Origin of the sequence: Vibrio sp. S9_S30, assembly GCF_014694455.1 — a bacterium.
Lineage (GTDB): Bacteria > Pseudomonadota > Gammaproteobacteria > Enterobacterales > Vibrionaceae > Vibrio.
The window spans coordinates 16,477-40,086 of record NZ_JAAUWT010000014.1 but is presented as its reverse complement, the minus strand read 5'-3'; the positions used below and the strand labels follow the sequence as shown (position 1 = coordinate 40,086).

Genomic DNA, 23,610 nt, shown 5'->3' with positions numbered 1-23,610 from the left:
AGGTGCGGCTTTTAACCTTTAACGTGATTCGACACTGGTGCTTACAATGAAACTGATCACCCTACTTTCTGTGCTTAGTTTGATGATGGTTCCGGCCTCCATTGCCCAAACGGCCTACTCATGGGTCGATGATAACGGCATCCTTCATATCAGTGACACACCACCCGACGGCCCCGCCCACCAAAAAGAATCGTTTGTTTTGCCAAGCACGAAAACCCGTGCTCCGGATCCTGTTTTTGCGCCAACCAAACCACTGAAAAGTAAGCAGGTCGCTAACGCCAAAACGGCGGACAAGAAAAAAATCGACAACGCGGTTCCTCTGTCTTTATCCATTAGCAATCTAAAACAAGACCAAACGCTTCGTAGCAATCGCGGCATCCTCAACATTCAAGTGCATCAAAACCGGAAACTTGGCATTGGAGAACAACTTCAATTGATGCTCAACGGTAAGCCTTACGGTGCACCCCAAACCCAGTCTCTGTGGCAATTGACCAATGTAGATAGAGGGACTCATGTACTTGCTGTACAAGCCGTTAGAGACGGCAAGCTTATTGCATCAACCTCTCCAGTGACGGTGCATTTGCATCGGGCGAGGGTAAAATCCGCGGGATAATAAAGATTAACGAGCTTATTTCGGCTTATTACCTTTTTCTTTTCAGGTTCATACCCCATACTAAACAAGCGTCGCACCAATTTGGTGCAAACCATAAGGTAAGGACATGGGCTCCCTCGATCTGCGATCTACCGCCATTCTCGACAACATCGTCACAGCCACCATGCTTCTAGATGAGCACTTGGCTGTGCACTACGCCAATCCAGCCGCAGAGTTGCTTTTCTCCCAGAGCGCCAAGCGCCTACAAACCTGTCAACTTGCCGATCTGATCCAACACGCTTCGATGGATTTAAGCATGCTGGCTCAACCATTACAGACAGGTCAAAGCATCACGGACAGCGATGTCACTTTTGTCATTGATGGCAAACCGACGATGGTTGAAGTCACGGTCAGTCCTTTCACTTGGGAAAAGCAACTGCTCTTATTGGTTGAACTTCGTAAGATTGGTCAGCAACGCAGGCTAAGCCAAGAGTTGAATCAACACGCCCAACAACAAGCAGCAAAGTTGTTAGTGCGTGGGCTTGCCCATGAAATCAAAAACCCTTTAGGCGGGCTGCGCGGCGCAGCGCAGCTGTTATCCAAAATGTTGCCGGATCCAAGCCTCGATGAATACACACAAATTATCATCGAGCAAGCCGACCGGCTTCGTGCCCTTGTTGATCGCTTACTTGGACCACAAAAACCGGGGGAAAAGCGTGAAGCGAATCTGCACGTAGCGTTAGAAAAAGTCCGTCAGCTTGTCGAATTAGAATCCACAACATCGCTGACTATTCAGCGGGATTACGACCCCAGCTTACCGCCACTCATGATGGATTCAGACCAAATTGAGCAAGCATTGCTGAACATTGTCAGTAATGCGGCACAAATTCTGGCCGATCAAGAACACGGGGAAATTGTGCTTCGCACCAGAACGGTGCATCAAGCCAATATTCATGGGCAGTGTTACAAGCTGGCTGCCAAGTTAGACATTATCGATAACGGTCCAGGCATTCCTGGGGAGCTTCAAGACACGCTCTTTTACCCTATGGTGACGGGGCGTGAGGGTGGCACAGGTCTTGGATTATCCATCTCACAAAACTTAATCGACCAGCATCAGGGAAAAATCGACGTCGAAAGCTGGCCAGGAAAAACCACATTCACCATCATTTTACCAATCAAATGATCAGGTATTGCTGTTAGGAGAGAGCGCAATGAGTAAAGGCTTTGTATGGGTCGTTGACGACGACAGTTCTATCCGCTGGGTTATGGAAAAAACCTTATCTTCTGCACAAATTCAGTGCGAAACGTTTGCGGATGCGGAAAGCGTTCTTATGGCACTCGAAAGGCAAGTACCCGATGTGCTGGTATCGGACATACGTATGCCCGGCATCGATGGATTAGACCTGCTCAAAGAGATCCACCAACAATACCCAGACTTACCCGTGATTATTATGACGGCACACTCTGATCTTGATGCCGCAGTCAATGCCTATCAAAAAGGGGCGTTTGAATACTTGCCCAAACCTTTCGATATCGACGAAACACTCACACTCGTCGAGCGTGCTATCGCGCATAGCCATGAACAGAAACGGCATCAACAACACACCGATCCTCTGATTAGCAACGCTCCTGAAATTATCGGCGAAGCCCCAGCCATGCAGGAGGTGTTTCGAGCCATCGGACGGTTATCTCGTTCGTCCATTTCGGTCTTAATTAACGGGGAATCAGGCACAGGTAAGGAACTGGTTGCGCATGCTCTTCATCGTCATAGCCCCAGAGCTCAAAAACCCTTCATCGCCTTGAACATGGCCGCCATTCCTAAAGATTTGATCGAATCTGAGTTGTTTGGACATGAAAAAGGGGCCTTTACGGGCGCAAACACCGTTAGGCAAGGGCGCTTTGAACAAGCCAACGGTGGCACCTTGTTCCTAGACGAAATTGGCGACATGCCACTCGATATCCAAACTCGACTGTTGCGAGTCTTGGCAGATGGGCAGTTTTACCGCGTTGGTGGTCACTCCCCTATCAAGGTGGATGTACGCATCATCGCCGCCACACACCAGAACCTAGAAAAACGGGTTCATAATGGTGATTTTCGAGAAGACCTTTTTCACCGCCTGAATGTGATTCGGGTACACATCCCTGCTCTACGTGAACGCAAGCAAGACATTGAGAAACTCACTCAACACTTTTTAAAACTCGCCGCGGAAGAGCTGGGCGTAGAAATGAAAACCTTACACCCAGACACGATTCTTAATCTCAATCAACTGTCTTGGCCAGGTAACGTTCGCCAACTTGAAAATATTTGCCGATGGCTAACGGTCATGGCCAGCGGTAACGAAGTGTTGCCGTCTGATTTACCAAGAGAACTCTTCGAAGAGACAAGAAAACTGCCCAATTTGCATGAAAATGATGGCTGGCAGTCTCAACTTGAAGAATGGGCGAAAGAAGCGCTGACTTCTGGAGAAACTGAGCTCCTTTCTTATGCACTCCCTGAATTTGAACGTATACTTTTAAAAACAGCGCTAAATCATACTAACGGTCATAAGCAGGATGCCGCTAAAGTTCTAGGGTGGGGACGGAACACGCTCACCAGAAAGCTAAAAGAGTTAAACATGTAGTCGGGTTGTTCAAACAGACTCGCTAGTTTGATATCTGACTTTTACAATAGCGACTCTTACCTTGACTACAGCATGCTGTTCACTAAATGTATGTAGGGCAATGGCGAATAAAAAGATAACTTTACGAATGGCTGTCATTTTACCCTTTGTGATCGTATTCATGTTCACATTTGGGGTAATTGCCTTCGTTCAAAAAAGCAGCTTCGAGAACATGGTGTCTAACTTGAGCTATAAACAGCTCATGGCATTTACCGAGAATGTGAAAAGCCGTTTGTCCATCTTTTTAGATGAGCCCTATCAAGCCAATATTGTCTTAAGCAAGTCTGTTGAATTTAACGAGCTGTATCAGGCGGGTAACCTGAACCAAATTGAGAATTTCCTCTCTAACAGTTTTAGCTATTTGTACAAAAACATCCCTCACTTAGATGTCGTGGGTTTTGGTGGCAAGGAAGGAGAGTTTGTCGGCTTTAGGCGAGAATCCAATTCTGATTTTACCTTGATGCTCCAAGACAAACGCACTGACAACAATTTGGTGATCTACTCTGGTCGAAATATCGAATCAGGCGCCAAATCCACTTTTCAAGACTACGATCCGAGAATTCGTCCATGGTATATCCCCGCGGCAGAATCACGCTCGCCCATGTGGTCTAACATCTACACCAACGCGGATGAACGCCGAGAAATCACATTATCAGCAACCACTCCTGTGATTGTGAGCGATGAACTGATCGGGGTCATGGTCGCTGATATAAAAATCGACACGTTCAACAACTTCTTGATTGATCAAAAACAAAGAACGGCCGCGTCCATCTTCATCTTCGATCAAAATAATCGCTTAGTGGCGCATTCGGACAGTTCAAGCGTGGTTTCTAAAGGCACGCCGCTGACCATAAAAGGGCAACGGCTGCAAACAACGGAAAGCCCCAATCCCGTTGTACAAGCCAGTGCGAAGTATATCGAGAGCAACAATTTGAAAACCAAAAGCCAGTCGATCATGTTTGACTACGTGGCTAATGGTACTCGCTACTTCAATAGACTATCCCGCTATATCAATCCTTATGGGCTGGAATGGTACGTTGTCGTCACCATCTCTGAGCACGATTTATTAGGCGATATCCCCCAGCAGCAACAGCGTGGTTGGCTTATTGGCATGACCTTCAGCTTATTGGGCTTTTTGATCGGTATTTTGGTGTTCAATCGCATTACGCACCCTATTACAACGACGGCAAATGCCGCCCGAGAAATAGCCAAAGGCGCTTGGGATAGCCCTATGCCAGAACCGGGGAACATTTTTGAAACCAGCATGTTGGTGTCGGCATTCAACAACATGACTCAAAACTTGAAGGCATCATTTGAAGCGCTTCGAACTCAATTGGTCTACGACTCATTAACTCAGCTATACAGCCGCCAAGGTCTGATTGACACCAGCCACAGCTTGGACTCTTCCCTACCGGGCTCTCTGATACTCATTGATATCGATCGCTTCCGAGACATCAACGACAGCTTAGGTCATTACAGTGGGGATCAGCTATTAACCATTATCGCTCAGCGTCTCAAGAACATCTGTCATGAACGCGTATTGCTTGCCAGAGTAGCCGGCGATGAATTCGCCATTTATGACCCTAGAAGTGGTTCTGAAGCAGTCGTCGAGCAATTAGTCAGCCGAATTAAACAATCGTTTAGTGCCCCCTTCAATATGGGCACCGAAACCGTTGTTGTTAATATCTCCATTGGCATCGTTTTATCATGCGATAAAAATGATATGAGCACATGGCTGCGCAATAGCAGCATCGCCTTAAGCCATGCTAAACACGACTCACTTCGCGTTGTGTACTACCGCCCTGAAATGGCCGATATTTCTCGCAAGAAAACGCAGACTCTGACGCATTTGAATGAAGCGATTGCCAATAGTGAATTTGTCCCGTTTTATCAGCCCATCATTGATTTAGAAAGTGGCGAAATTCTAGGTGCTGAAGCCTTGGCACGTTGGGTTTCTGAAGAAAATGGCGTGGTACCACCGCTCGACTTTATCCCTCTAGCAGAAGAAAGTGGGTTAATTGGCGACATTGGTTCTCAAATCTTATTGAAAGCATGCAGTGATACCGCCCGTGCCATACAAAATGGGCAATGGCACCCCAACTTCAGCTTACACGTGAATCTTTCGGTGAATCAGTTATCCCAACCAGGGTTTACCGAAGAATTGGAAATGGTGCTGAAATACACACGTCTTAACGCCCAAAACCTAACACTTGAGATTACAGAGTCGAGAATCGTCGATAACGACCCAGTCATCTTGCAAAACATGCAAGCCATTAAAGACTTAAATATTAAGATCGCCATTGACGACTTTGGAACCGGTTATTCATCACTTGCCTATCTTCACAAGCTGCCCTTTGACTGCTTGAAAATAGACCGTTCCTTTATTGTTCAAATGGAAAGAGAGCAAATAGAAACGTCCGTTGTCGCCGCTATTGTAAATATCACAAAAGGCTTCAAGGTGAATCTTGTTGCCGAAGGGGTCGAAACCACAGAACAAGCCGAACTGCTGCGTTTACTCGATTGCCCTCAGGCGCAGGGGTTTTTGTTCAGCCGACCTGTTCCATTCTCCGAATGGCCAACAGATTTAGTGAACATAAAAGAAAAGCGTCACTGATCAAACCATAATCTGCTCTTCCGGTACTGACAGTTTACTAAATGATTTTTATACTTAGGCGAATTAGCCGAAACTCGTCGTATTTAGGAAGTAAACATGATCACCAAAAACCTGCCTTTAACTGATATACACCGCCATCTCGACGGTAACGTCCGTAGCCAGACGATTCTAGATCTTGGCAAAAAATTTGGCGTGGCACTTCCTGCATACGATTTGGCAGCGCTTCGTCCGCACGTACAAATTGTTGAAGCCGAGCCCTCTCTCGTTGCATTCCTATCCAAGCTCGACTGGGGTGTCGCCGTACTGGGTGATTTGGACGCCTGCCGCCGCATTGCTTACGAAAATATAGAAGACGCACTGAACGCTCAAATTGATTACGCCGAGCTTCGCTTTTCACCTTACTACATGGCAATGAAGCACAAGCTGCCGATAGAAGGCGTCGTAGAAGCGGTTATTGATGGCGTGCAAGCAGGCGTACGAGATTTCGGTGTAAAAACCAACCTTATCGGCATCATGAGCCGTACATTTGGTCAAGATGCCTGCCAACAAGAACTGAACGGTTTACTCGCGCACAAAGACAAATTGGTTGCCATTGACCTAGCGGGTGATGAACTTGGTCAGCCAGGTGATCGCTTTGTCCATCACTTCAAACAGGTTCAAGACGCAGGCTTACAAGTCACGATCCACGCAGGTGAAGCCGCGGGGGCAGAAAGCATGTGGCAAGCGATTCAAAAACTTGGCGCGGTGCGTATTGGCCACGGTGTGAAAGCCATTCACGACCCTAAATTGATGGATTACCTTGCTGAACACGGTATCGGTATTGAATCTTGCCTAACATCGAACCTCCAAACCAGCACCGTTGATTCACTGGCGAATCACCCACTAAAAACGTTCCTAGAGCATGGCGTAAAAGCATGCATCAACACCGATGACCCAGCCGTTGAAGGCATTGAGCTACCTTACGAATTCGAAGTAGCCGCACCAGCAGCCGGCTTAAGCCAAGCGCAAATTCGCCAAGCACAAATCAACGGCTTAGACATCGCCTTCTTATCCAAAGCCGAGAAAGAAGCGCTACGCGAAATGGCGAAAAATCGCTGATAGTTAGAAAGTTAAAGAACAAAGGAGGCGAAAGCCTCCTTTTTGTAAATTACAAAAATCAAAAATCTATACCCCGAACATACTAAACCGCTCGCAAAACATAATTAAAACACTTGTGTAGATTAATTCAATCTAAGATATTGATTTTTTATCTACTGTAAAGTCAATGATGTTCATATTATATTTTCTGTTATTTGTAATAGTCGGTCATATTATTTATTATTACTATGTAAAACATTCATTTAAGGAGCAATTTAGCAAAATAGAATACAAAACCAGAACAGAACCTACAATAATAAAAGAGATTAAAAATGGCTATCCTACCCAATATTCTGCAGACATATACCCATCAAGTGGATTGAAATACTCAAAAAATTTCCTTCTCTATGAAATAAGCAAACACCACTTAGGTTTTAAAATTTATTTCTACTATATTCTTTGGATATTAACATTACCTGTTATCTTAATGTCAGAGATAAACTTATTCATCTATTTTACTTCATCTGTTATTTATGCAAAATTTATATTACATAAATTTGAGAAGAACTGTGAAAGCCTTCTCTTTAGCCGAAACACAAGCAAACTGTATATAGGCTACTACAGTAAAAAGGACAATAGCTATTTAATAAAGGAAGAGTTTTATGTGGGTGATGTGAAAGCCTATCTAGTAGAACCAGTAAACTATGGTATTACTAGTTCTACTCGAGCAAAGGGATTCTATATGGTACTGGAGCTTATTAAGGGAGATTTATCCAAAAAAGTACATCTTCCATTTAGTACTTATTACTACAAACGAAGTGAGATGGAATATGCTAAAAATGAATTAGAAAATAAATGGTATCAGATCTACAGCTTTATAACTGGAAATATATTGGAGCATGAGAATATATTTAAATCATTAGAAGAAAACCATAAAAGCCTTTGTCAGTTAAGTAAACTAGAATCCATAGAATTCAAATACCCTACTTATTTAATAAATTAAATTATCAATACAAAGGGTAAGAGCATATTCCCCCTACCCTTTACTATAATATGTGAATATCATGATTCATCACGTTTAAAAAAAATCTGATTCACTATCAGCACAATAATATAACTCAACACCAAAATACTCGCGTAATCCATAAACGTTTCTTCACCATCTGAAAACTCATGGATAGTACTCATTAGGAAGTTAATGAGCAGCGTAATAACGGCGATAACTTGAATATAAATCATATTCCTTGTTTCCCGTTGATGTTTCCCTTTCTGTGTAAGTTTTTCAACTTTGTCTTATCTATATCAGACATTGATTCGTAGAATTTTGTTTCAGAAATATCAACTTTACAATAAGCTAAGCTTTCAATGTTTTTGAAATCCAGTTCTTCAATTGGATTTCCTCGATAAGATACATACTTTAGGTTTTTAAAGTGGTCAATATTCTCTACCTTTCTAATCTCTTGGTTCATAATCCCCAATTTTTCCAAGTTATCAATTCCTTCTAACTTATCTAAACTCTTAATAGTTCCTCCATTAATAATTAATGATTTTAGGGAAGGGAGGTTCTTCAAACCATCTAAATTTTCGAACTGCTGATATTCCAACTCTATTTCCTCTAAAGCGTTTAATGAATGAATATCACCAATTGTTTTTAACTCTCCATAATGAATCGTAAGAGTTTTCAAAGAAGGGAGATTATTCAAACCATTAAGACTTTGTAGCTTGCTATTTTCTATAATCACTTCTTCTAAGTAAGGGAGATCGCTTAATCCATTTAAATCTGTAATCGATGTTTTTTTAGATATGAAGGTTTTTAGGTTCTTACTTCTTGAAAGGTCAGGTAGTTTAGTATTTAACTTCCCTCCGCTTGAAAGATATTCCACCGAGGGAGGTATAACTACGCCAGAATAATCAACCACTTGCCCTAGAGATAGCTTTTTTAACTTATTTAGTTTTTCCAAACCAATAATTTCGATATTTTCACTGTTGGGTATATAAAGCCTCTCTAAATTTTTTAATTTCGAAAGAACAAAATCATCATTGTTCACCCCTTTTATATGCTTGGTATGTGATATATAGAGATTCTCCATCTTGTCTAGAACAGAAATTTCTGATAGGTCTATATTACCTCCAATTAGATTCATTGCTTTCAAATTTCGTTGATATTTTAAGTTTTCAAAAATCACATTTTTCTTTGTATAAAAATCAATAACTTCTAACAAACCATTTTGGGGCAAGATTATTTTTTCAACTTTTATTTTATCAAAATAAACCTGCTTCAGTTTGCTATTATTTTCTAAATCAACTTCTTTGAATGATTCCCAACCAGAACGTATAGATAAATATTCTAAGCTATTAAGATTAGAAATAAAATCAATAAGCCGACTATGGTTAATTGATTTTCTAGATTCAACCTCTAATACTAATTGAGTTATTTTACCTTTCGAGTTAACAACAGCATAATTCCTATATTTATTGTGACGGAAAAAATACTTATATTGACTTTCACGTATCGATGTTTGTTGAAATCTACGTCTTACACTGCCTTTGTCGTCAATCAAACCTTCTGATTGTGGGAGGTAACGAACATCCAAGCCTTCCGAAAAGACATACGCATATCCTTTGTAGCCTTTATAAAGTTCAATGAATTTTTTTGCCTCTTCAGATGAATTGGCAATTGTTTGTCGCTCTTGATCTTCATAACCCATAGTAGGAAAAGTGAAAAGGATAAAGGTTATAAGCAGTAGTTTTTTTAACACAGTCAGTCCTTGGGAATCGAAATAGGGTCTAAATGAAAATGTGGATGCTGCCAAAGATGGGATTTGTAGAATGGCTGATCATTAGGTGGAGTAAATAGCCCCATTTCTAAAAGAACATAGATGGGCTGATGCTCTAAGAATTTACATCCAAAACTGGAATAACAGGTTTCTTGCAATCCAATATACAGTAGAGAAGGGTGGTTTTGATTACCAAGGTTTGCCTCATTAAACGTCAAATTATGAGGTAACTCGTGGAGACCAAACCTCTCCTCATTGTATTTAGTTCGAGCTTTGACCTCTTCGTAATAGTCAATCACTTGTTCGACGCTGTGTATACCGTTAAACCACAATGTTTTTAGCCAAGCGATATCAAAATCGACCAAATCTATAATCTGCTGCCTAGTGTAAAGAAGGTTACCCTCTCTATCTCTCTTTAAATATAGAGGGATTATGGCTCTCCATGATAGCTTACCAAGGTTAACACCTTTGCTGCTTATGACCCCGTCTTGATGGTAGTCTTCTATTATTGTGATAGGGTTATCTGTTTGCCCATAAAGCAACTTATATGTATCTATTGGCTTTTCATTCAGTAGCACTTTTAAATCATGCTCTCCATCAAAAGAGAGATTTGCGGCAATACTCCAAACTGAATAATTTCCCGTTGTTTTTAAGCCATATGCCTCCACTGTTTGTTTAGGTATATGAACAGGTCTCTTCACCTCCTCCCATAACCCAACAAGATTATTCTGAGATTGACTGCTGAAGAAGGGTTTAGCCAGTTTTACCAGATCATAAAAAAACATCATAATGTTAAAGAACGTGCCCGCGGAGATAAGTAAACCAGACACCATTGGGTGAGGAATACGCGAGCCCCATTTAACGGTATTGATCATTCTGACGGTAAAGCCAACCGTCAACATAATGCCCGCCGCAGCGGTAGTGGCCGCCACTAGTGCTTCTTCGGTTTTTCTGTCTTCAAGCAGGCCTCTTATATCATAAGATGCAGTGATACCTTGATAAATTCCCAGCGGAATCGCCAACCTATCCAGAAATTTCCCAATAAAGCCTTGAGTGAATGATATCGCTTTGAACGAACGAGTGCGGGAGACATCAATATTGTTAACTGCACCATAGCGAATTTGCGCCACTCTGAGTGCCCCAAGCACGCTGCTTGCAGCTCCTCCAATATCCATGATGCCTTGAATATGCAAATTCATGTATCTGATGTATAACTCTTGTTCGGACCAATTGTATTTTTCTGCCCGTTCGGCAAGTAAATTCATATTTTGAACGGATAGGCAAACATTTAACGCAGAATATACCACTCGAGAATACGCTGCAGTCGCGGCGCGTGCCGATGCTCCATCACTATCAAAACGAAACTGTCCGTAAAAAACGGCTTTTTTTCTGTTTTTACCATTACCTTCTAAAGCTTCTAACTTTATATTCATTTCTTCAAAAAATGATTTTATGGCATTTTTTGATTTCTGGAGCTTATTTTTACTTGCTGAATGATTTTGGTTAACGATAAGTGCTTTGATAATATCCGCACCTTTATCAGTACTATATGCATCTATAACCGAACTGCCATCGCCACGCAAAATACCAAAAATCTTAAGTACACTATTAAAGTACTTAACATGATAAGCCGCATCGCTTTTTAAGCTTTGATAAATCTTCTGCACACAGTCAGTTTGGTACCAACTGAGCATAACTTGCAACGTACACGGGGCTCCTGGACCGGGAACGACGTGACCTAAGTAAGGTTTCGCATATGTTTCATAGTTCGACAATATCCAGCTTGACAGGGTTTCTTTTGGTTCCTGTTTAGGAGGGGCATGCTCTTTTAAGGTTTCGCTCTGTACACCAAGATAATGTTCAGGCTCCTCACTTTCTTCAACGCTTTTTTCCCATATTTCGACTAAGTTTAGATCGTTGACATTTTCATCAGGAGAAATCTTAGCTAGCTCATCAAACCCATGTGATAAGTCATACTTCCACGCCATTTCTCGATACACATCCGAATAGGAAAGCGCCTCATAACACCTTGATATAGTGAATAGAATGGTATCCCAGTCTTTTTCTTCATCCATATATGGACCTGCGGGATGACCTTCCCCATCAAAGCCTGCTTCGTATTTTTCTTTGATATAAGCGGTATAGTGTTTGATTTCAGCGAGAAGCGCTTTTGAATGGAGTAACTTCCAAACTTCTTTCGCGGCTCTGTCAATATGACGCTTTTGGGTATTCATATCAAACCCAACAGGGTTTTCAATAATATTGGAAACCCCCTCTTCCAGATCCGAAATGGCCTCTTGGAGCTTAACTCTCTCTTTCAACTCTTCGGTAAATCTTGATTGCCTGAGATAACGCGATATCTGGTGCTGCGCAATATTAACAAAAGGATTGGTAGCAGTAAGGAAATCACTTTGCCCTTGATAAGGCATACGTATGTGCATATCCATCAGGTGAGACATTTGAGACAACTGGTGCAGCTTTTTATAATGTGGTAAACACGCCAGCTTGTACTCGTTGATTTGTGTCTCTAGAATTCCAAGCGCGTCTTTTAACCTGTGATTCCATTCCGGTAACGTACAATGCAAATAGATCCTTGGTGGAGCGCTTTCTTCTTCTACATCAAACACCACTTTATTCAGCTTCAGCGTGTACCTTGTAGGGTAAACAGGCGCTTTCAAATCCGCTATTTCTCTTAATGGTTTGGTTTTAAACTCATTTTGATCAAGGGGATATAAAAAGAATGCGCCTGGTTTGAAAAACTTAATGCGAGAATTCGTGAGTTGATAAGCGTAATATTGGTTTTCGTTTACAATTTCAGGGGTAAACCTGCCTGAGTCACGCAAATGTGTTCGCCACTTCTCACCTAAAAACTGTGGCAAAACCGGCTTTTTCAACTCAAATTGTTTTTTCCCGCTTTCACTTCTTACAATCGTAAAGCTACTACTTTCGTAACTCAGCCTCGTTGCGACAGCATTGGCGTTGGTGTACACCGCCTCCAGCCTATCGGCGTGATAGCCTGAATCATCAGGTTCACCCGCTGTGCGCTCGTCATCGTCGTAGTTCCAACATAATATGAATCGATTATAAATCTCGCTGCCGTCGTCAGCGTAGTAGAACTTGGTATTGCTGTAGTCGTACTCTCTTGGTCTGACTAACAGTGTGGTAGGCACCTCGCCGTCTTCTTCGTCGTGTGTCGTAATGTCTCTCGTAAATTGAGGTTCAAAAGTCGGTATTTCAACATTTTCGTGCCCTGTTAGAACCCAAAAATTGGGTTCTAACGGTTCGCTTTCTTGCTCGTCAGAAACCTTAAGCTCTGCGTTTGAAAACAAATCCTGATAAAAAGCTTGCCGCTCTTCTAAACGCGTTTTATTCGCGGCTAAATCTTCAGCATAACTGGGGTAGGGTGAAATATTTTCATGAAAGGTTATTTGGCGATCAATTTCTTCTTCTAACGCTTGAATGCTTAGATTGAGTGTTTGAACCCGATATCTTACTTTGTATTTTATATACTTATCATTAATACTTCCGGCGTATCCATTTATTTTTTCCAGCATTGCCCGATAGTATTCAAGGTCGAACAACATATGGTCATAGTCTAACTGGTAGTCTTTTAGCTGGTTATACATTGTCGCCTCTAAGAAAGTTTTTCGTTCTTTTCTAGCCACTCTTGGGTATCGCCGTCTATGGACCCCGTCAGTGGTAAACCTTGGATAAATTGCAGGTTTTTTATGTCGTTTTGAGTTTTAGGTCCCAGTTGACCATCAGAATTACCCGATGCCATGCCTTGGTTAGCCAATCGCTGCTGCACCCCTGTCGTATCTGAAAGTGGCTTTAACGTTTTGATGCTGACTTTGTAGACATCGAAATTCGCTTCGTCCTTTTCGTTTAGCCAGAATTTGATGGTAACTTCTTTCTCGTCTTTGAATTCTTCGAGATCGAGTACTCCTGAATGATTGGTTCGTGCATCGACGGTTGATGAACCAGACTCGATAACCACTTTTCTATTCGCATAAACGTAACCGTGTTGGTCTTTCATCGCGAGTCCAATACCAGGTGTTTTCTCCTCTTCGGTATTGCTTTGGCTTTCCGTTTCAATATTGGAAGTCGATGTTTTAGGAACGCTGTCTAGCGAGACGTTTTCATTAACACCTTGCGTGGCAAGTGTTAATAATGACGTCCAAGCTGATGATGAAGGAGCTTCATTGGAGCTGGAATCGGGGGAGGAATGTTTTTGGGATGACGAAGGAGAGCTCGAATCGCCAGAGCTAGATGAACCTTGATCGCCGATTAAAACGGTAGGGCAGCCAGATACAATGATACCGCCATGGGATGAACCATCGCCCATACGAGCCGCTGGCTTGCCATTGATAAAGACACTTCCTGAACCTCCGGATATAGAATCAGGAGGACCAATACACACCATCGAATCGCCTTGACGTGCTGCTGGCATTCCGCCAATAAACACGTTCCCGGAACCTGATGAGACTGGTCCGCCTACGTGTGGAATTTTACCCGTTTTATCTGGACAAGAATGAGAGTCGCCTACCCTAGCAGCTGGTTTCCCCATAAAAATCATCTCATTAGAAGTTTAAAATGAAGATGATTATATATGCATCACGTACCCTAACTAAAGAGACAACCTCTACCGTATTGCATCCTGCAAAATTTATTAAGCGCACCTCTCATTTATTATGAAAGGCATGTAAGTAGCAATAAAATCAAAGAGAAGAAATGAGTACGCTTTCTACAGCCTTTCTCTTTATCATGCAACGCCGTGCCCTTTTGATGCTGTCCAGACTCGATACCATTGTTCGCGAGTGAGAATGATGTCTTTCGCAGCAACGGCTGCTTTCACGCGTTCTATTTTGCCACTGCCGATGATCGGGATAGGACGAGATGGCAACGCCATGATCCAAGCAAACACCACCTGATCAATCGATTCAGCAGACACTTCTTCTTTAATCTCTTCCAACACGGTTAATACGCGGTTGTCTTGATCGGTTAAAGGATTGAACAGGCTACCTCCAGCTAAACATGACCATGCCATTGGGCGGCGGCGTTGAGCTTGCAGTTGATGCAAGGTTCCGTCTTCGAGACTGTGCATATTGATCGGATTGATTTCGACTTGGTTGGTCACCAATGGGATATCTAAATAGGATTGGAGCGAAGCAAATTCGTGTGTTGTAAAGTTAGAGACCCCAAAGTTCAGCACTTTCCCCGAACGCCTTAACACTTCAAATGCTTCTGCCACTTCTTCAGGTTGAAGCAAAATATCAGGGCGATGCAATAACAGTGTATCAATATGCTCAACACCCAACTGTTTGAGTGAGCGCTCAACCGATCCAATTATCTCACCACGACCGCTATCATAATATGCAATACCGCCTTCAACTTGGGGGGCAATAATGCCTAACTTAGTAATAATGTGGAGCTGTTCTCGGATAGACGGATCCAATGCTAGCGCCTCACCAAACAAGGTTTCGCAAGGTACATCAATACCGTAAATAGCAGCATGATCGACGGTGGTTACACCCAACTCTATGTGCTGTTTAACAAACTCTAGCCGCTGTGCAGGGGACATCCCCCACCTTGCCATTCGCCAATATCCTTGTATAAATTCGATATTAGCAAGCGGATCATTACGATATGTGTTCGCATTACCTGTATGATTTTCAGACATTTTGACCTCTCGTCTCACAATAACTATTCCTAGATATTATACGCCGACTTACTGCGATTAAACCTGACATTAAGAATTAACTATTCTCTATAGAGAACAATAAAATGTACTATATAAGGAACACTAAGCGCATCATGATCTGGGTGAACAATGAAATTGCCGAAAGAAATACGATTGCATAAGCGATTTGAACGTTATTATTTATTCAGCGTCGTGGCAGAGTGTCTGAATTTTGGGCAAGCTGCCGATAAACTGGGGATTTCACGCAGCTATTTATCCACTCAGATCAACGCACTAGAACGCGATCTCGATGTGACGTTACTGATACGCACAACACGCAGCGTCAGGCTGACACAAGCAGGTCAAAAAGTATTAGCACAAATGCAAGGTGTCACTTCTTCGATTCATACCATGGAAAGAGAAATCAGACAGTCTGCTTCTGCTATCGAAGGAAAAGTGGTAATCACCTGTGCGGCCATTTTTGGGCAACGCTATCTAATGCCAGCGTGTAGAGCCTTTCGCAAACTCCACCCTGGAATCACTTTCGATATCGATATTGGCTACACCAATCAGGATTTAACCCAACAGCCTTTCGATCTCGCTATACGAGCCACGAAGACTCCCCCTAAAAATATGATTGCGAAACATTTGATGGATTACCAGCACGTATGTTGCGCATCACCCGATTATCTCAATATCTATGGTACACCACAGACACCGGACGATTTGCGATCGCACAATTGCATGTCAGAACTGCACCTCACTACATGGCAATACACCTATCAAGGAATGGAAGGGGAAATTGAAACAAAAGGGCAGTTTTATGCCAATGATAACTTTTTGCTTTATGAAGCCGCCATTGACGGTGAAGGCATCATCAAACTGCCTGATTATCTGGTCAGACCGGCACTGAATCGTGGGCAGTTATCTCCAATATTAACGTCTTATTTCACCCAGCAAAGAGAGATCTATTTAATTTTCCCTCAGCAACTCAAACACAGTGAAGCGCTTTTGGCTTTCATTCAGTTCTTGCAGGATTGGGTACGTTCTCACTCAACACACTAAATGAAAAACCAGAGACAGAATCGAACCGATGTTTTTGGACAACCTCCTTGCTGAGACTCAGCCCGTTTCACATGATTTAGCGAAATGCAGTGAAATCACTCGCACTTCAATACTATTAGCGGCATGACATAAATATCTAAAGGATTGACAAGACTATAATTATCGCCCGCTTGAGCATTGAAGAATGCTACAAATTCAGGAAATAAATAACCATTAGAGAGGGAGCTGGTGAATGGTTAAACAGTTAATTTCAAGTAGTCACGGAGTGACCACTCAATCTCAGCTAAAACGGCTATGTGCAGACATTACTGAAACACTCAGCGTCGATTACTATCTGATCGCATTATTTACCCCATTAAACACGCAGCATTATGATGTGTTTTTAATTAATAACTATCCCGAAGACTGGATGGAGTGGTACTTCGAACACAATTACCGTCAAAGCGATCCGGTATTGGAATATGCCAAAAGCGGTGTGGCTCCTATTTTGTGGCACCGAGATTTTGATGCCATGCCAGCGGACCAACAGGAAGTCATGGAAAAAGCCGTCGAGTACGGATTAAAAGATGGCATTTCTATTCCTATCCATGGCAAAGGCGGCACTATCGGTGTTTTTTCTGTCGCCAACAGTGAACATATCCCGGACGATAAAGCGTTTGAAATTGAAGCCAACATGCTGTCTATTTGGCCTTATCTTCATTCGGCTATAAGCCGAGTGAATGTGTGCGAACCAAAAATCTTAACCGACCGAGAGAAAGAGGTACTGACTTGGACCGCCGAAGGTAAAACGTCTTGGGAAGCGTCCCAAATCATTGGAGTATCTGAAAGTACTATCAATTTCCATATCAAGAATTGCATCAATAAATTGGATGCCGTCAACCGACATCATGCTATCGCTAAGGCCATCATAAGTGGTGTGATTGCACCGGATAAGCTGTAGTTTCAAGCACTGATGTCTGGTTGAATTGAGAGCCTGGAAAAGCTCCAGGCTTGTCTCTAGTTGAAGTGACTAGTTAATCAACCGGTCGATAATGTCGAAAACACAAACGTTGTTCAGACATGCACCATTCACGTTTTGTATATTTTGGGTATTCAGTTCTTTCATTTGTTTCCTTATTTTTATTCAAAAAATCATATTGAATTTAAATCTAACTTTTTTGAAAAAATATTTTCAGATCTATCAAACCTCAAAAAAGCCAGATTTTATTATTTTAATTTTTATATATGAACCCATCATTAATAATAACCAAATGCAATATTAACATCACCATACAATATTATTATCATTGAAAGTTTACGGCTTACCAAAAACATTAACATTATATAAATGCAAATATTAAGACACTTTCTATTATTAATTAATTTTAATACCGACACAAACTCCGGTAAAATGATCAACAACCATGAATATAGGCGTGGATACGCATGTTGCACCATTGATATTATTGAGTTCTTTTTTATTTAACTCTTTCACTTTATAATTCACAGCTACCTATAGAAATAGTAAAATCATTATCAAATAAGTTAACTGTTTGCGTGTAACACTTCCCACCAACAATAGACGATACATCTGTTAATTCTTTCATTGACTCTACTCCATCACACCAATGCACAAGACTAAATCGCCATCATTCGCCTTAATTGAAATACCATGGCATGTGGCACTGCCGTTTACGCTTAACACTTCAAAATTATTGAGTTCTTTCATTTTTTATTCCTTACTTATCTTAATTTTCAGACATGCCAACACAAAGACCGTACTCGCCATCCTTTGTACCCAGCCAGATGCCTACGCACTTACCGCCAATGATCACCATGAGCTCTTGTTTATTTAACTCTTTCATTTTATTACTCCACATGGACGCCAATACAAACGTTTCTGTCTCCAGCTTTGATATCAAAGCCATAACAAGTGCCCGCACCAAAAATATGGCTTACTTGGCTAATGCTGATCTCTTTCATTTGAATACCCTTATTTAGTTAATTTTTATTCCAACACAAACACCGGTAAAGTGGTCAACAACCATTAATAGAGGTGCTGATATGCATGTTGCACCGTTGACTTTATTCAGTTCTTTTTTATTTAATTCTTTCATTTTCATCTCTACTTTAAACAAATTGTTTCAAAAGGATTTCTTAGAAACCCACCAGAAATCATTGCAATTTCTTTTTCATTGAGCTCTTTCATTTTATAGTGCACAACTGCCTACAGAAATAGCAAACTCATTACCTAGCAAATTGATTTTTTGCGTGTAACACTTCCCACCAACAATAGACGATACATCTGTTAATTCTTTCATTGACTCTACTCCATCACACCAATGCACAAGACTAAATCGCCATCATTCGCCTTAATTGAAATACCATGGCATGTGGCACTGCCGTTTACGCTTAACACTTCAAAATTATTGAGTTCTTTCATTTTTTATTCCTTACTTATCTTAATTTTCAGACATGCCAACACAAAGACCGTACTCGCCATCCTTTGTACCCAGCCAGATGCCTACGCACTTACCGCCAATGATCACCATGAGCTCTTGTTTATTTAACTCTTTCATTTTATTACTCCACATGGACGCCAATACAAACGTTTCTGTCTCCAGCTTTGATATCAAAGCCATAACAAGTGCCCGCACCAAAAATATGGCTTACTTGGCTAATGCTGATCTCTTTCATTTGAATACCCTTATTTAGTTAATTTTTATTCCAACACAAACACCAGTAAAGTGGTCAACAACCATTAATAGAGGTGCTGATATGCATGTTGCACCGTTGACTTTATTCAGTTCTTTTTTATTTAATTCTTTCATTTTAAACCCTTATTTAATTAATTTTTATTCCAACACAGACACCTGTAAAATGATCAACCACAACTAAGATAGGTGATGAGATACAAGTTGCCCCTGAGATTGCTTTTACATCTTGTTTATTAAGTTCTTTCATTTCTACTCCTATATTTTTGACTGTGCGTTTCTTCGACTAAGTGAAATTTTAAATACAAACCGTTCTATCAAAATCAATTCGGTTAGAACCACCATTAATGTCTTTCACTTGCGTTTGAATCAGTTGTTTCATTGTTATTTCCTTATGCCAAAGCTTCTAATCTTGGTTTTTCCTGCCTGATATCGCTGAGTATCTGTCCTTTCTCCCCCAACTTGATGACTCGATCGTGCATCTCGATGGTCTCTTTGCGATGCGCTATGGAGATTCGGGTGATACCCATTTCTTTGATGACGTTGTTAATGTGTTTTTCGTTTTCTGTGTCTAGACTGCTGGTAGCTTCATCGAGAAACAGTATTTTCGGTTGCTTATACAGCGCTCTCGCCAACAAAATTCGTTGCTTTTGCCCACCTGAAAGCGTGCTACCCAAGTCCCCAATCAAGGTTTGAAACCCGAGTGGCATCTTCATGATCTCTTGCCCAATGGCTGCTAAGCTAGCCGCTCTGCCTACTTGTTCGAGATTAGGCGATTTATCAAACATGGTGATGTTGTCTAGTATCGTGCCACTGAGTAACTGGTCATCTTGCATGACTGTTGCAATGTCGTCTCGATAAGCGGCTAACCCCATGTGCTGCAAAGGAATATTATCAACCAATACTTTGCCTTTTGTCGGCTGATCCAACCCTGTGAGCATTCTCATTAATGTGGACTTGCCGCATCCTGAGTTTCCAGTCAGCACCACGGATTCACCAGGTTGTATTTCTAAGTGAAAGTTATCAATCACATCGTCATCGTTCGGGCTGTATCTGAACGCGACGTTCTCAAGTTTAATGCCACCTTTAATCGGTTCTAATTTGGCGCGCTCGCTGTGTACGTGTTCTTCTTTTTTCGCTATCACAATGTCAGTGACGCGTGACAAATGGAGCTTTAACATTCTGAACTCGAACCACTTCTCGACTAATGAACGCGATTGGTCAGAGAACATTTGTCTGTAGTTTAAGAAGGCGTACAACATACCAATCGTCATTGCATGATCCATCACTAGCATGCTGCCTAACCAAATAATCAATACGTGTTCTACACCCGTGATAAACAAGTCTGCCGATTTATGAATAATGCCAAGCCTTTCACTTCTTACCGACGCGTTCATTTGATCGGCGTATCGGTTTTGCCACCCTGATACTCGTTCCGCTTCGTGACCAAAGCATTTGACGGTTTGGATTGCTCGAATACTCTCTAAGAAATAGGAATCCTCTTTTGCTTGGTTTATCAGCTTGTTACGTACTGCTCGTCGAATCGGTCTAAAGAGCAAGGTTCTCAATACAACGTAAGCCACCAGCATAATCATGACGACGTTGGCTAAAGACGCGTTGTAGTAGTACATGATGCCGATGGCGGTCAGCATCATCACGCCATCAATAAAGGCTTCAACAAATCCGGTAGAGAGCATTCGGTTCACCTCATCCAACGATGAGAATCGGCTCGTTATGTCTCCAATGTGTCTCTTAGCAAAAAAGTCTGCTGGCAATCGAATAAGGTGCGTAAACAAGTTATTGCTGAGCTGATAATTCAGTTGCGTTGCCACAAACGTGACCACCCAGCTTCGTAATGCGAAGGTGATTGCCCTAAAGAGGTGCAAGCTCACAAACGCGATACCGAGTACCATCAATAAGTCGCGGTCTCCGGTAGTGATCACTTCATCTATCGTTAGCTGGATAAAGTAAGGTGTTAGCAAAGCAAATATTTGAATAAAAGCCGTTAGTGCCAAAATTTGTGTAATGGATGGCAGCAACCCTTGAATTCTCGACCACAGATGGCGGATGCCTAATTCCGTTGTCTCGTTCACTTCTTCAAATTCTTCTGCTGGCATAAACTCCAGCGCGACACCGGTAAATTGTTCTGAAACCTGCTCTAGCGACACCTTTTGCTCACCCAGCGCTGGGTCATGAATAATGCAGTGCTTCTTGCCTACGGATTTCAGTACTACATAGTGATCGAAGTTCCAATGCAGCAGCGCAGGCAGTTTCAGCTCCGTTAGGTGCTCCATGTCCAATTGGAGTGGGCGCGTACTCAATTTCAATGTTGAAGCAATATCAATCAGTACGTTTAACCCCGTTCCTTTCTGCGACAATGGAAATCGTTGTCGCAATGTATCGATGTCTGTTTTGTATCCGTGATACGTGGCAATCATCGCGATGCACGTCAGGCCACATTCCGCCACTTCACTTTGGTAATAGACGGGCAATTTGTTTTTGAATGAAAAATTCAGATTACTTAAAAAACTCATATCTCAAACTGCTCCTTTGCGTACCGAATCGGTTCCAACAACCACGTCATGATTGGCATGGATTTCCCTTTAATATCGATAATGGCCTGCATGCCTACGGTGAGATCATGCCGAATCGATCCATCCACAATGCTTTGCTGGGGTAAACTCACCAATAGCCTGTAGCTTGCTGCTTTTGTCGAATCTTTGTCCACGCTCGCGGTATCGGCGATGTAGCTGACCACGCCCGTTAAGGTTCCGTACTTTTGGTATGGGAAAGCCGACAGCTTCACTTGTACTTCTTGTCCGACTTCCACCATTTTTAAGCTGTTTGACGACACTTGCATTTCAACATGCAACTCACTCTCTTCTGGCACAATGGTCATCGCCAGTGTGTCGAGTTCAATGCGCTCACCGGGTCTGACGGCAACAGAGCGTACCCTGCCAGACACTTTGGCGATTAACGTTTCCCCTTTACTGCTCAGGCTTTCAATCTCTGAATGCTCTAGCTGATCGATTTTTTGTTCTAGGCTCGCGATTTCCGTTTTTCTCTGACGCTCTAAGAGTTCATGCTCCACGCTCAGTGCTAATAATTCTTGCTTGGCAATATCCAATAGCGACAGCTGATCATCTCTCTCTATATTGAGTGTGGAAAGTAATACTTCCTGTTGGAGTAAGACATCTTCAGATATATAATTATCTTTATACAGAGTATTTAATTTATTGTACTTTTTGTTTTCTATTCTAATTTTATTATTTATATTCTTAAGCCGACTACTATTATGGGATATCGTTGACGCTTGAATATTCTTTCTATTATCAATCAATGACATTTTAGATTGGTAAATATCATTGGTTGTCTGAATTTGGTGATTCAGTGTCGTCATCATTTGTTTCGTAAGGGCTCTTAATTGGTGGCTACTGGCTTCACCGGTTTCAACATACCGTTCATAGCTGATCGTTGCCAAAGGCTGCCCTTTTTTGACTAGCTGCCCCTCTTCTATGTACACCTCACTTAAGTACCCATTGGACGTTGAATACACCTCGCTTAGCCCATTTTCGGGGAGCAAATACCCCGTCGCCTGAGCCTTTGGTGAGTAGGAACCAAAACTAATAAACAGCATCACAGAAGTAACAATTAAGGCGATGAGCAACGTAACCCACCAATGTGATAGATGCGTATTAATAATGACCTTGCCATCCAACCTTTTAAAATAGGCGTCCTTGGCTTTTTTTCTGAATATGGATTCTTCAGACATACTCCCTCCAGCTCAACGTTTGGCTATTCCACTACAAAGTTTTTTAAGAACAGACGTGAATCTGAGCGCTGGTTCTTATCTGGGTAGTGGTTGGCTGACTTAATGCTATTCGCATTGTCCATTGCTTTACCCTTACTCTGCGATTTCACCAAAATCACACACAACCCACTGGCTGCCGCCTGAAACGGTGTTGAGCATGTTCAGATTCAGTGATTTCATAACTTCATTTCCCATGGGAAAATAACGCAGCCACCTTCCACAATGGCACCATTGACTTTTTTCGTTGTTTCTTTATTAATTACTTTCATGTTTAATCCCTATTAAAATAGTTTTGGGGTTTTAGTTGGGTATGGAAAACAACCGCCAATCATATATGCGCCCATTACACTATTTAATTCTTTCGAATGTATTTCTTTCATTTTAAATCCTTATTCATCTCGTTTTTCTTAAGTGTCTTCATTCTATTGAAAACAGAAAAAATAAAAACTCTCAAATCTTATAGTCCTATTTTTAGTAGCTATTACATTTAGTAGGTATATACCTAAATAACCTTAATACATTTGGTTCTGTGACTTCTCTGCCGAGGAATAGAGAACTGGCTTTCAGGCATAAAAAAAGAGGCAGGGAACACCCGCCTCTTTTGAATATTCAACGCTGAGAAACCGTTTCTTTGGTTAAAT

General features: G+C 41.8%; 20 protein-coding genes. 8 read left to right on the top strand and 12 right to left on the bottom strand.

All coding sequences use genetic code 11. The features are described 5' to 3' along the window. Window positions 1-46: 46 nt before the first annotated feature. The 6 genes from HC752_RS16590 (at window position 47) to HC752_RS16565 (ending at window position 7,946) form a co-directional block, all read left to right on the top strand. Entirely contained in the window at window positions 47-613 is a 567-nt protein-coding gene (locus HC752_RS16590) for a DUF4124 domain-containing protein (protein WP_190336280.1), read from the top strand. 106 nt (window positions 614-719) lie between these two features. Continuing rightward, entirely contained in the window at window positions 720-1,775 is a 1,056-nt protein-coding gene (gene glnL / locus HC752_RS16585; RefSeq protein ID WP_190336279.1) for a nitrogen regulation protein NR(II), read from the top strand. A 28-nt stretch (window positions 1,776-1,803) separates the two neighbouring features. Beyond that, window positions 1,804-3,213, top strand: coding sequence for a nitrogen regulation protein NR(I) (glnG, locus tag HC752_RS16580; RefSeq protein ID WP_190336278.1), 1,410 nt, complete (start codon window positions 1,804-1,806; stop codon window positions 3,211-3,213). A gap of 127 nt (window positions 3,214-3,340) precedes the next feature. Next, complete coding sequence (locus HC752_RS16575; protein ID WP_446751446.1) at window positions 3,341-5,866, top strand: bifunctional diguanylate cyclase/phosphodiesterase; 2,526 nt, start codon at window positions 3,341-3,343, stop codon at window positions 5,864-5,866. Between the two features lie 96 nt (window positions 5,867-5,962). Beyond that, a complete protein-coding gene (add, locus tag HC752_RS16570; RefSeq protein ID WP_190336276.1) occupies window positions 5,963-6,964 on the top strand; it encodes an adenosine deaminase in 1,002 nt (333 codons plus the stop codon). 166 nt (window positions 6,965-7,130) lie between these two features. Continuing rightward, the gene (locus tag HC752_RS16565) at window positions 7,131-7,946 is read left to right on the top strand and encodes a hypothetical protein (protein WP_190336275.1); all 816 of its coding nucleotides are present in this window, start codon (window positions 7,131-7,133) and stop codon (window positions 7,944-7,946) included. A gap of 59 nt (window positions 7,947-8,005) precedes the next feature. Here HC752_RS16565 and HC752_RS16560 read toward each other — a convergent pair whose 3' ends face one another. The 5 genes from HC752_RS16560 to HC752_RS16540 all read right to left on the bottom strand — a co-directional run bounded on the left by HC752_RS16560 (window position 8,006) and on the right by HC752_RS16540 (window position 15,400). After that, the gene (locus HC752_RS16560; RefSeq protein WP_190336274.1) at window positions 8,006-8,182 is read right to left on the bottom strand and encodes a hypothetical protein; all 177 of its coding nucleotides are present in this window, start codon (window positions 8,180-8,182) and stop codon (window positions 8,006-8,008) included. Next, on the bottom strand, window positions 8,179-9,702 hold the full coding sequence (locus tag HC752_RS16555; RefSeq protein ID WP_190336273.1) for a leucine-rich repeat domain-containing protein: 1,524 nt from the start codon (window positions 9,700-9,702) through the stop codon (window positions 8,179-8,181). The genes HC752_RS16560 and HC752_RS16555 overlap by 4 nt, the downstream gene beginning before the upstream one ends. 2 nt (window positions 9,703-9,704) lie before the next feature. After that, window positions 9,705-12,710 carry a hypothetical protein gene (locus tag HC752_RS16550; RefSeq protein ID WP_190336272.1) on the bottom strand — a complete coding sequence of 1,002 codons (3,006 nt, stop codon included), beginning with the start codon at window positions 12,708-12,710 and terminating at the stop codon, window positions 9,705-9,707. Window positions 12,711-13,354: 644 nt separating this feature from the next. Then, window positions 13,355-14,287: a PAAR domain-containing protein gene (locus HC752_RS25480; RefSeq protein ID WP_190336271.1), complete on the bottom strand. Its 933-nt coding sequence runs from the start codon at window positions 14,285-14,287 to the stop codon at window positions 13,355-13,357. Between the two features lie 195 nt (window positions 14,288-14,482). Beyond that, window positions 14,483-15,400 (bottom strand): aldo/keto reductase, encoded by a 918-nt coding sequence (locus HC752_RS16540; RefSeq protein ID WP_190336270.1) that lies wholly within the window; start codon window positions 15,398-15,400, stop codon window positions 14,483-14,485. A gap of 150 nt (window positions 15,401-15,550) precedes the next feature. On the opposite strand from HC752_RS16540, the gene HC752_RS16535 reads away from it, so the two are divergent. Then, a complete protein-coding gene (locus HC752_RS16535; protein WP_190336269.1) occupies window positions 15,551-16,465 on the top strand; it encodes a LysR family transcriptional regulator in 915 nt (304 codons plus the stop codon). Between the two features lie 232 nt (window positions 16,466-16,697). Next, the gene (locus HC752_RS16530; protein WP_190336268.1) at window positions 16,698-17,405 is read left to right on the top strand and encodes a helix-turn-helix transcriptional regulator; all 708 of its coding nucleotides are present in this window, start codon (window positions 16,698-16,700) and stop codon (window positions 17,403-17,405) included. 414 nt (window positions 17,406-17,819) lie between these two features. On the opposite strand, the gene HC752_RS25475 is transcribed toward HC752_RS16530, so the two are convergent. The 7 genes from HC752_RS25475 to HC752_RS16495 all read right to left on the bottom strand — a co-directional run bounded on the left by HC752_RS25475 (window position 17,820) and on the right by HC752_RS16495 (window position 22,930). Continuing rightward, a complete protein-coding gene (locus tag HC752_RS25475; RefSeq protein ID WP_190336267.1) occupies window positions 17,820-17,939 on the bottom strand; it encodes a bacteriocin in 120 nt (39 codons plus the stop codon). A gap of 253 nt (window positions 17,940-18,192) precedes the next feature. Next, on the bottom strand, window positions 18,193-18,309 hold the full coding sequence (locus HC752_RS16520; RefSeq protein ID WP_190336266.1) for a bacteriocin: 117 nt from the start codon (window positions 18,307-18,309) through the stop codon (window positions 18,193-18,195). A gap of 132 nt (window positions 18,310-18,441) precedes the next feature. Further along, window positions 18,442-18,561 carry a bacteriocin gene (locus tag HC752_RS16515; protein ID WP_190336265.1) on the bottom strand — a complete coding sequence of 40 codons (120 nt, stop codon included), beginning with the start codon at window positions 18,559-18,561 and terminating at the stop codon, window positions 18,442-18,444. A 345-nt stretch (window positions 18,562-18,906) separates the two neighbouring features. Continuing rightward, complete coding sequence (locus HC752_RS16510) at window positions 18,907-19,023, bottom strand: bacteriocin (protein ID WP_190336266.1); 117 nt, start codon at window positions 19,021-19,023, stop codon at window positions 18,907-18,909. A 132-nt stretch (window positions 19,024-19,155) separates the two neighbouring features. Continuing rightward, a complete protein-coding gene (locus HC752_RS16505; protein WP_190336265.1) occupies window positions 19,156-19,275 on the bottom strand; it encodes a bacteriocin in 120 nt (39 codons plus the stop codon). Between the two features lie 275 nt (window positions 19,276-19,550). Next, the gene (locus HC752_RS16500) at window positions 19,551-21,692 is read right to left on the bottom strand and encodes a peptidase domain-containing ABC transporter (RefSeq protein WP_190336264.1); all 2,142 of its coding nucleotides are present in this window, start codon (window positions 21,690-21,692) and stop codon (window positions 19,551-19,553) included. Continuing rightward, the gene (locus tag HC752_RS16495) at window positions 21,689-22,930 is read right to left on the bottom strand and encodes an HlyD family secretion protein (protein ID WP_190336263.1); all 1,242 of its coding nucleotides are present in this window, start codon (window positions 22,928-22,930) and stop codon (window positions 21,689-21,691) included. The genes HC752_RS16500 and HC752_RS16495 overlap by 4 nt, the downstream gene beginning before the upstream one ends. Between the last annotated feature and the right edge of the window lie 680 nt (window positions 22,931-23,610).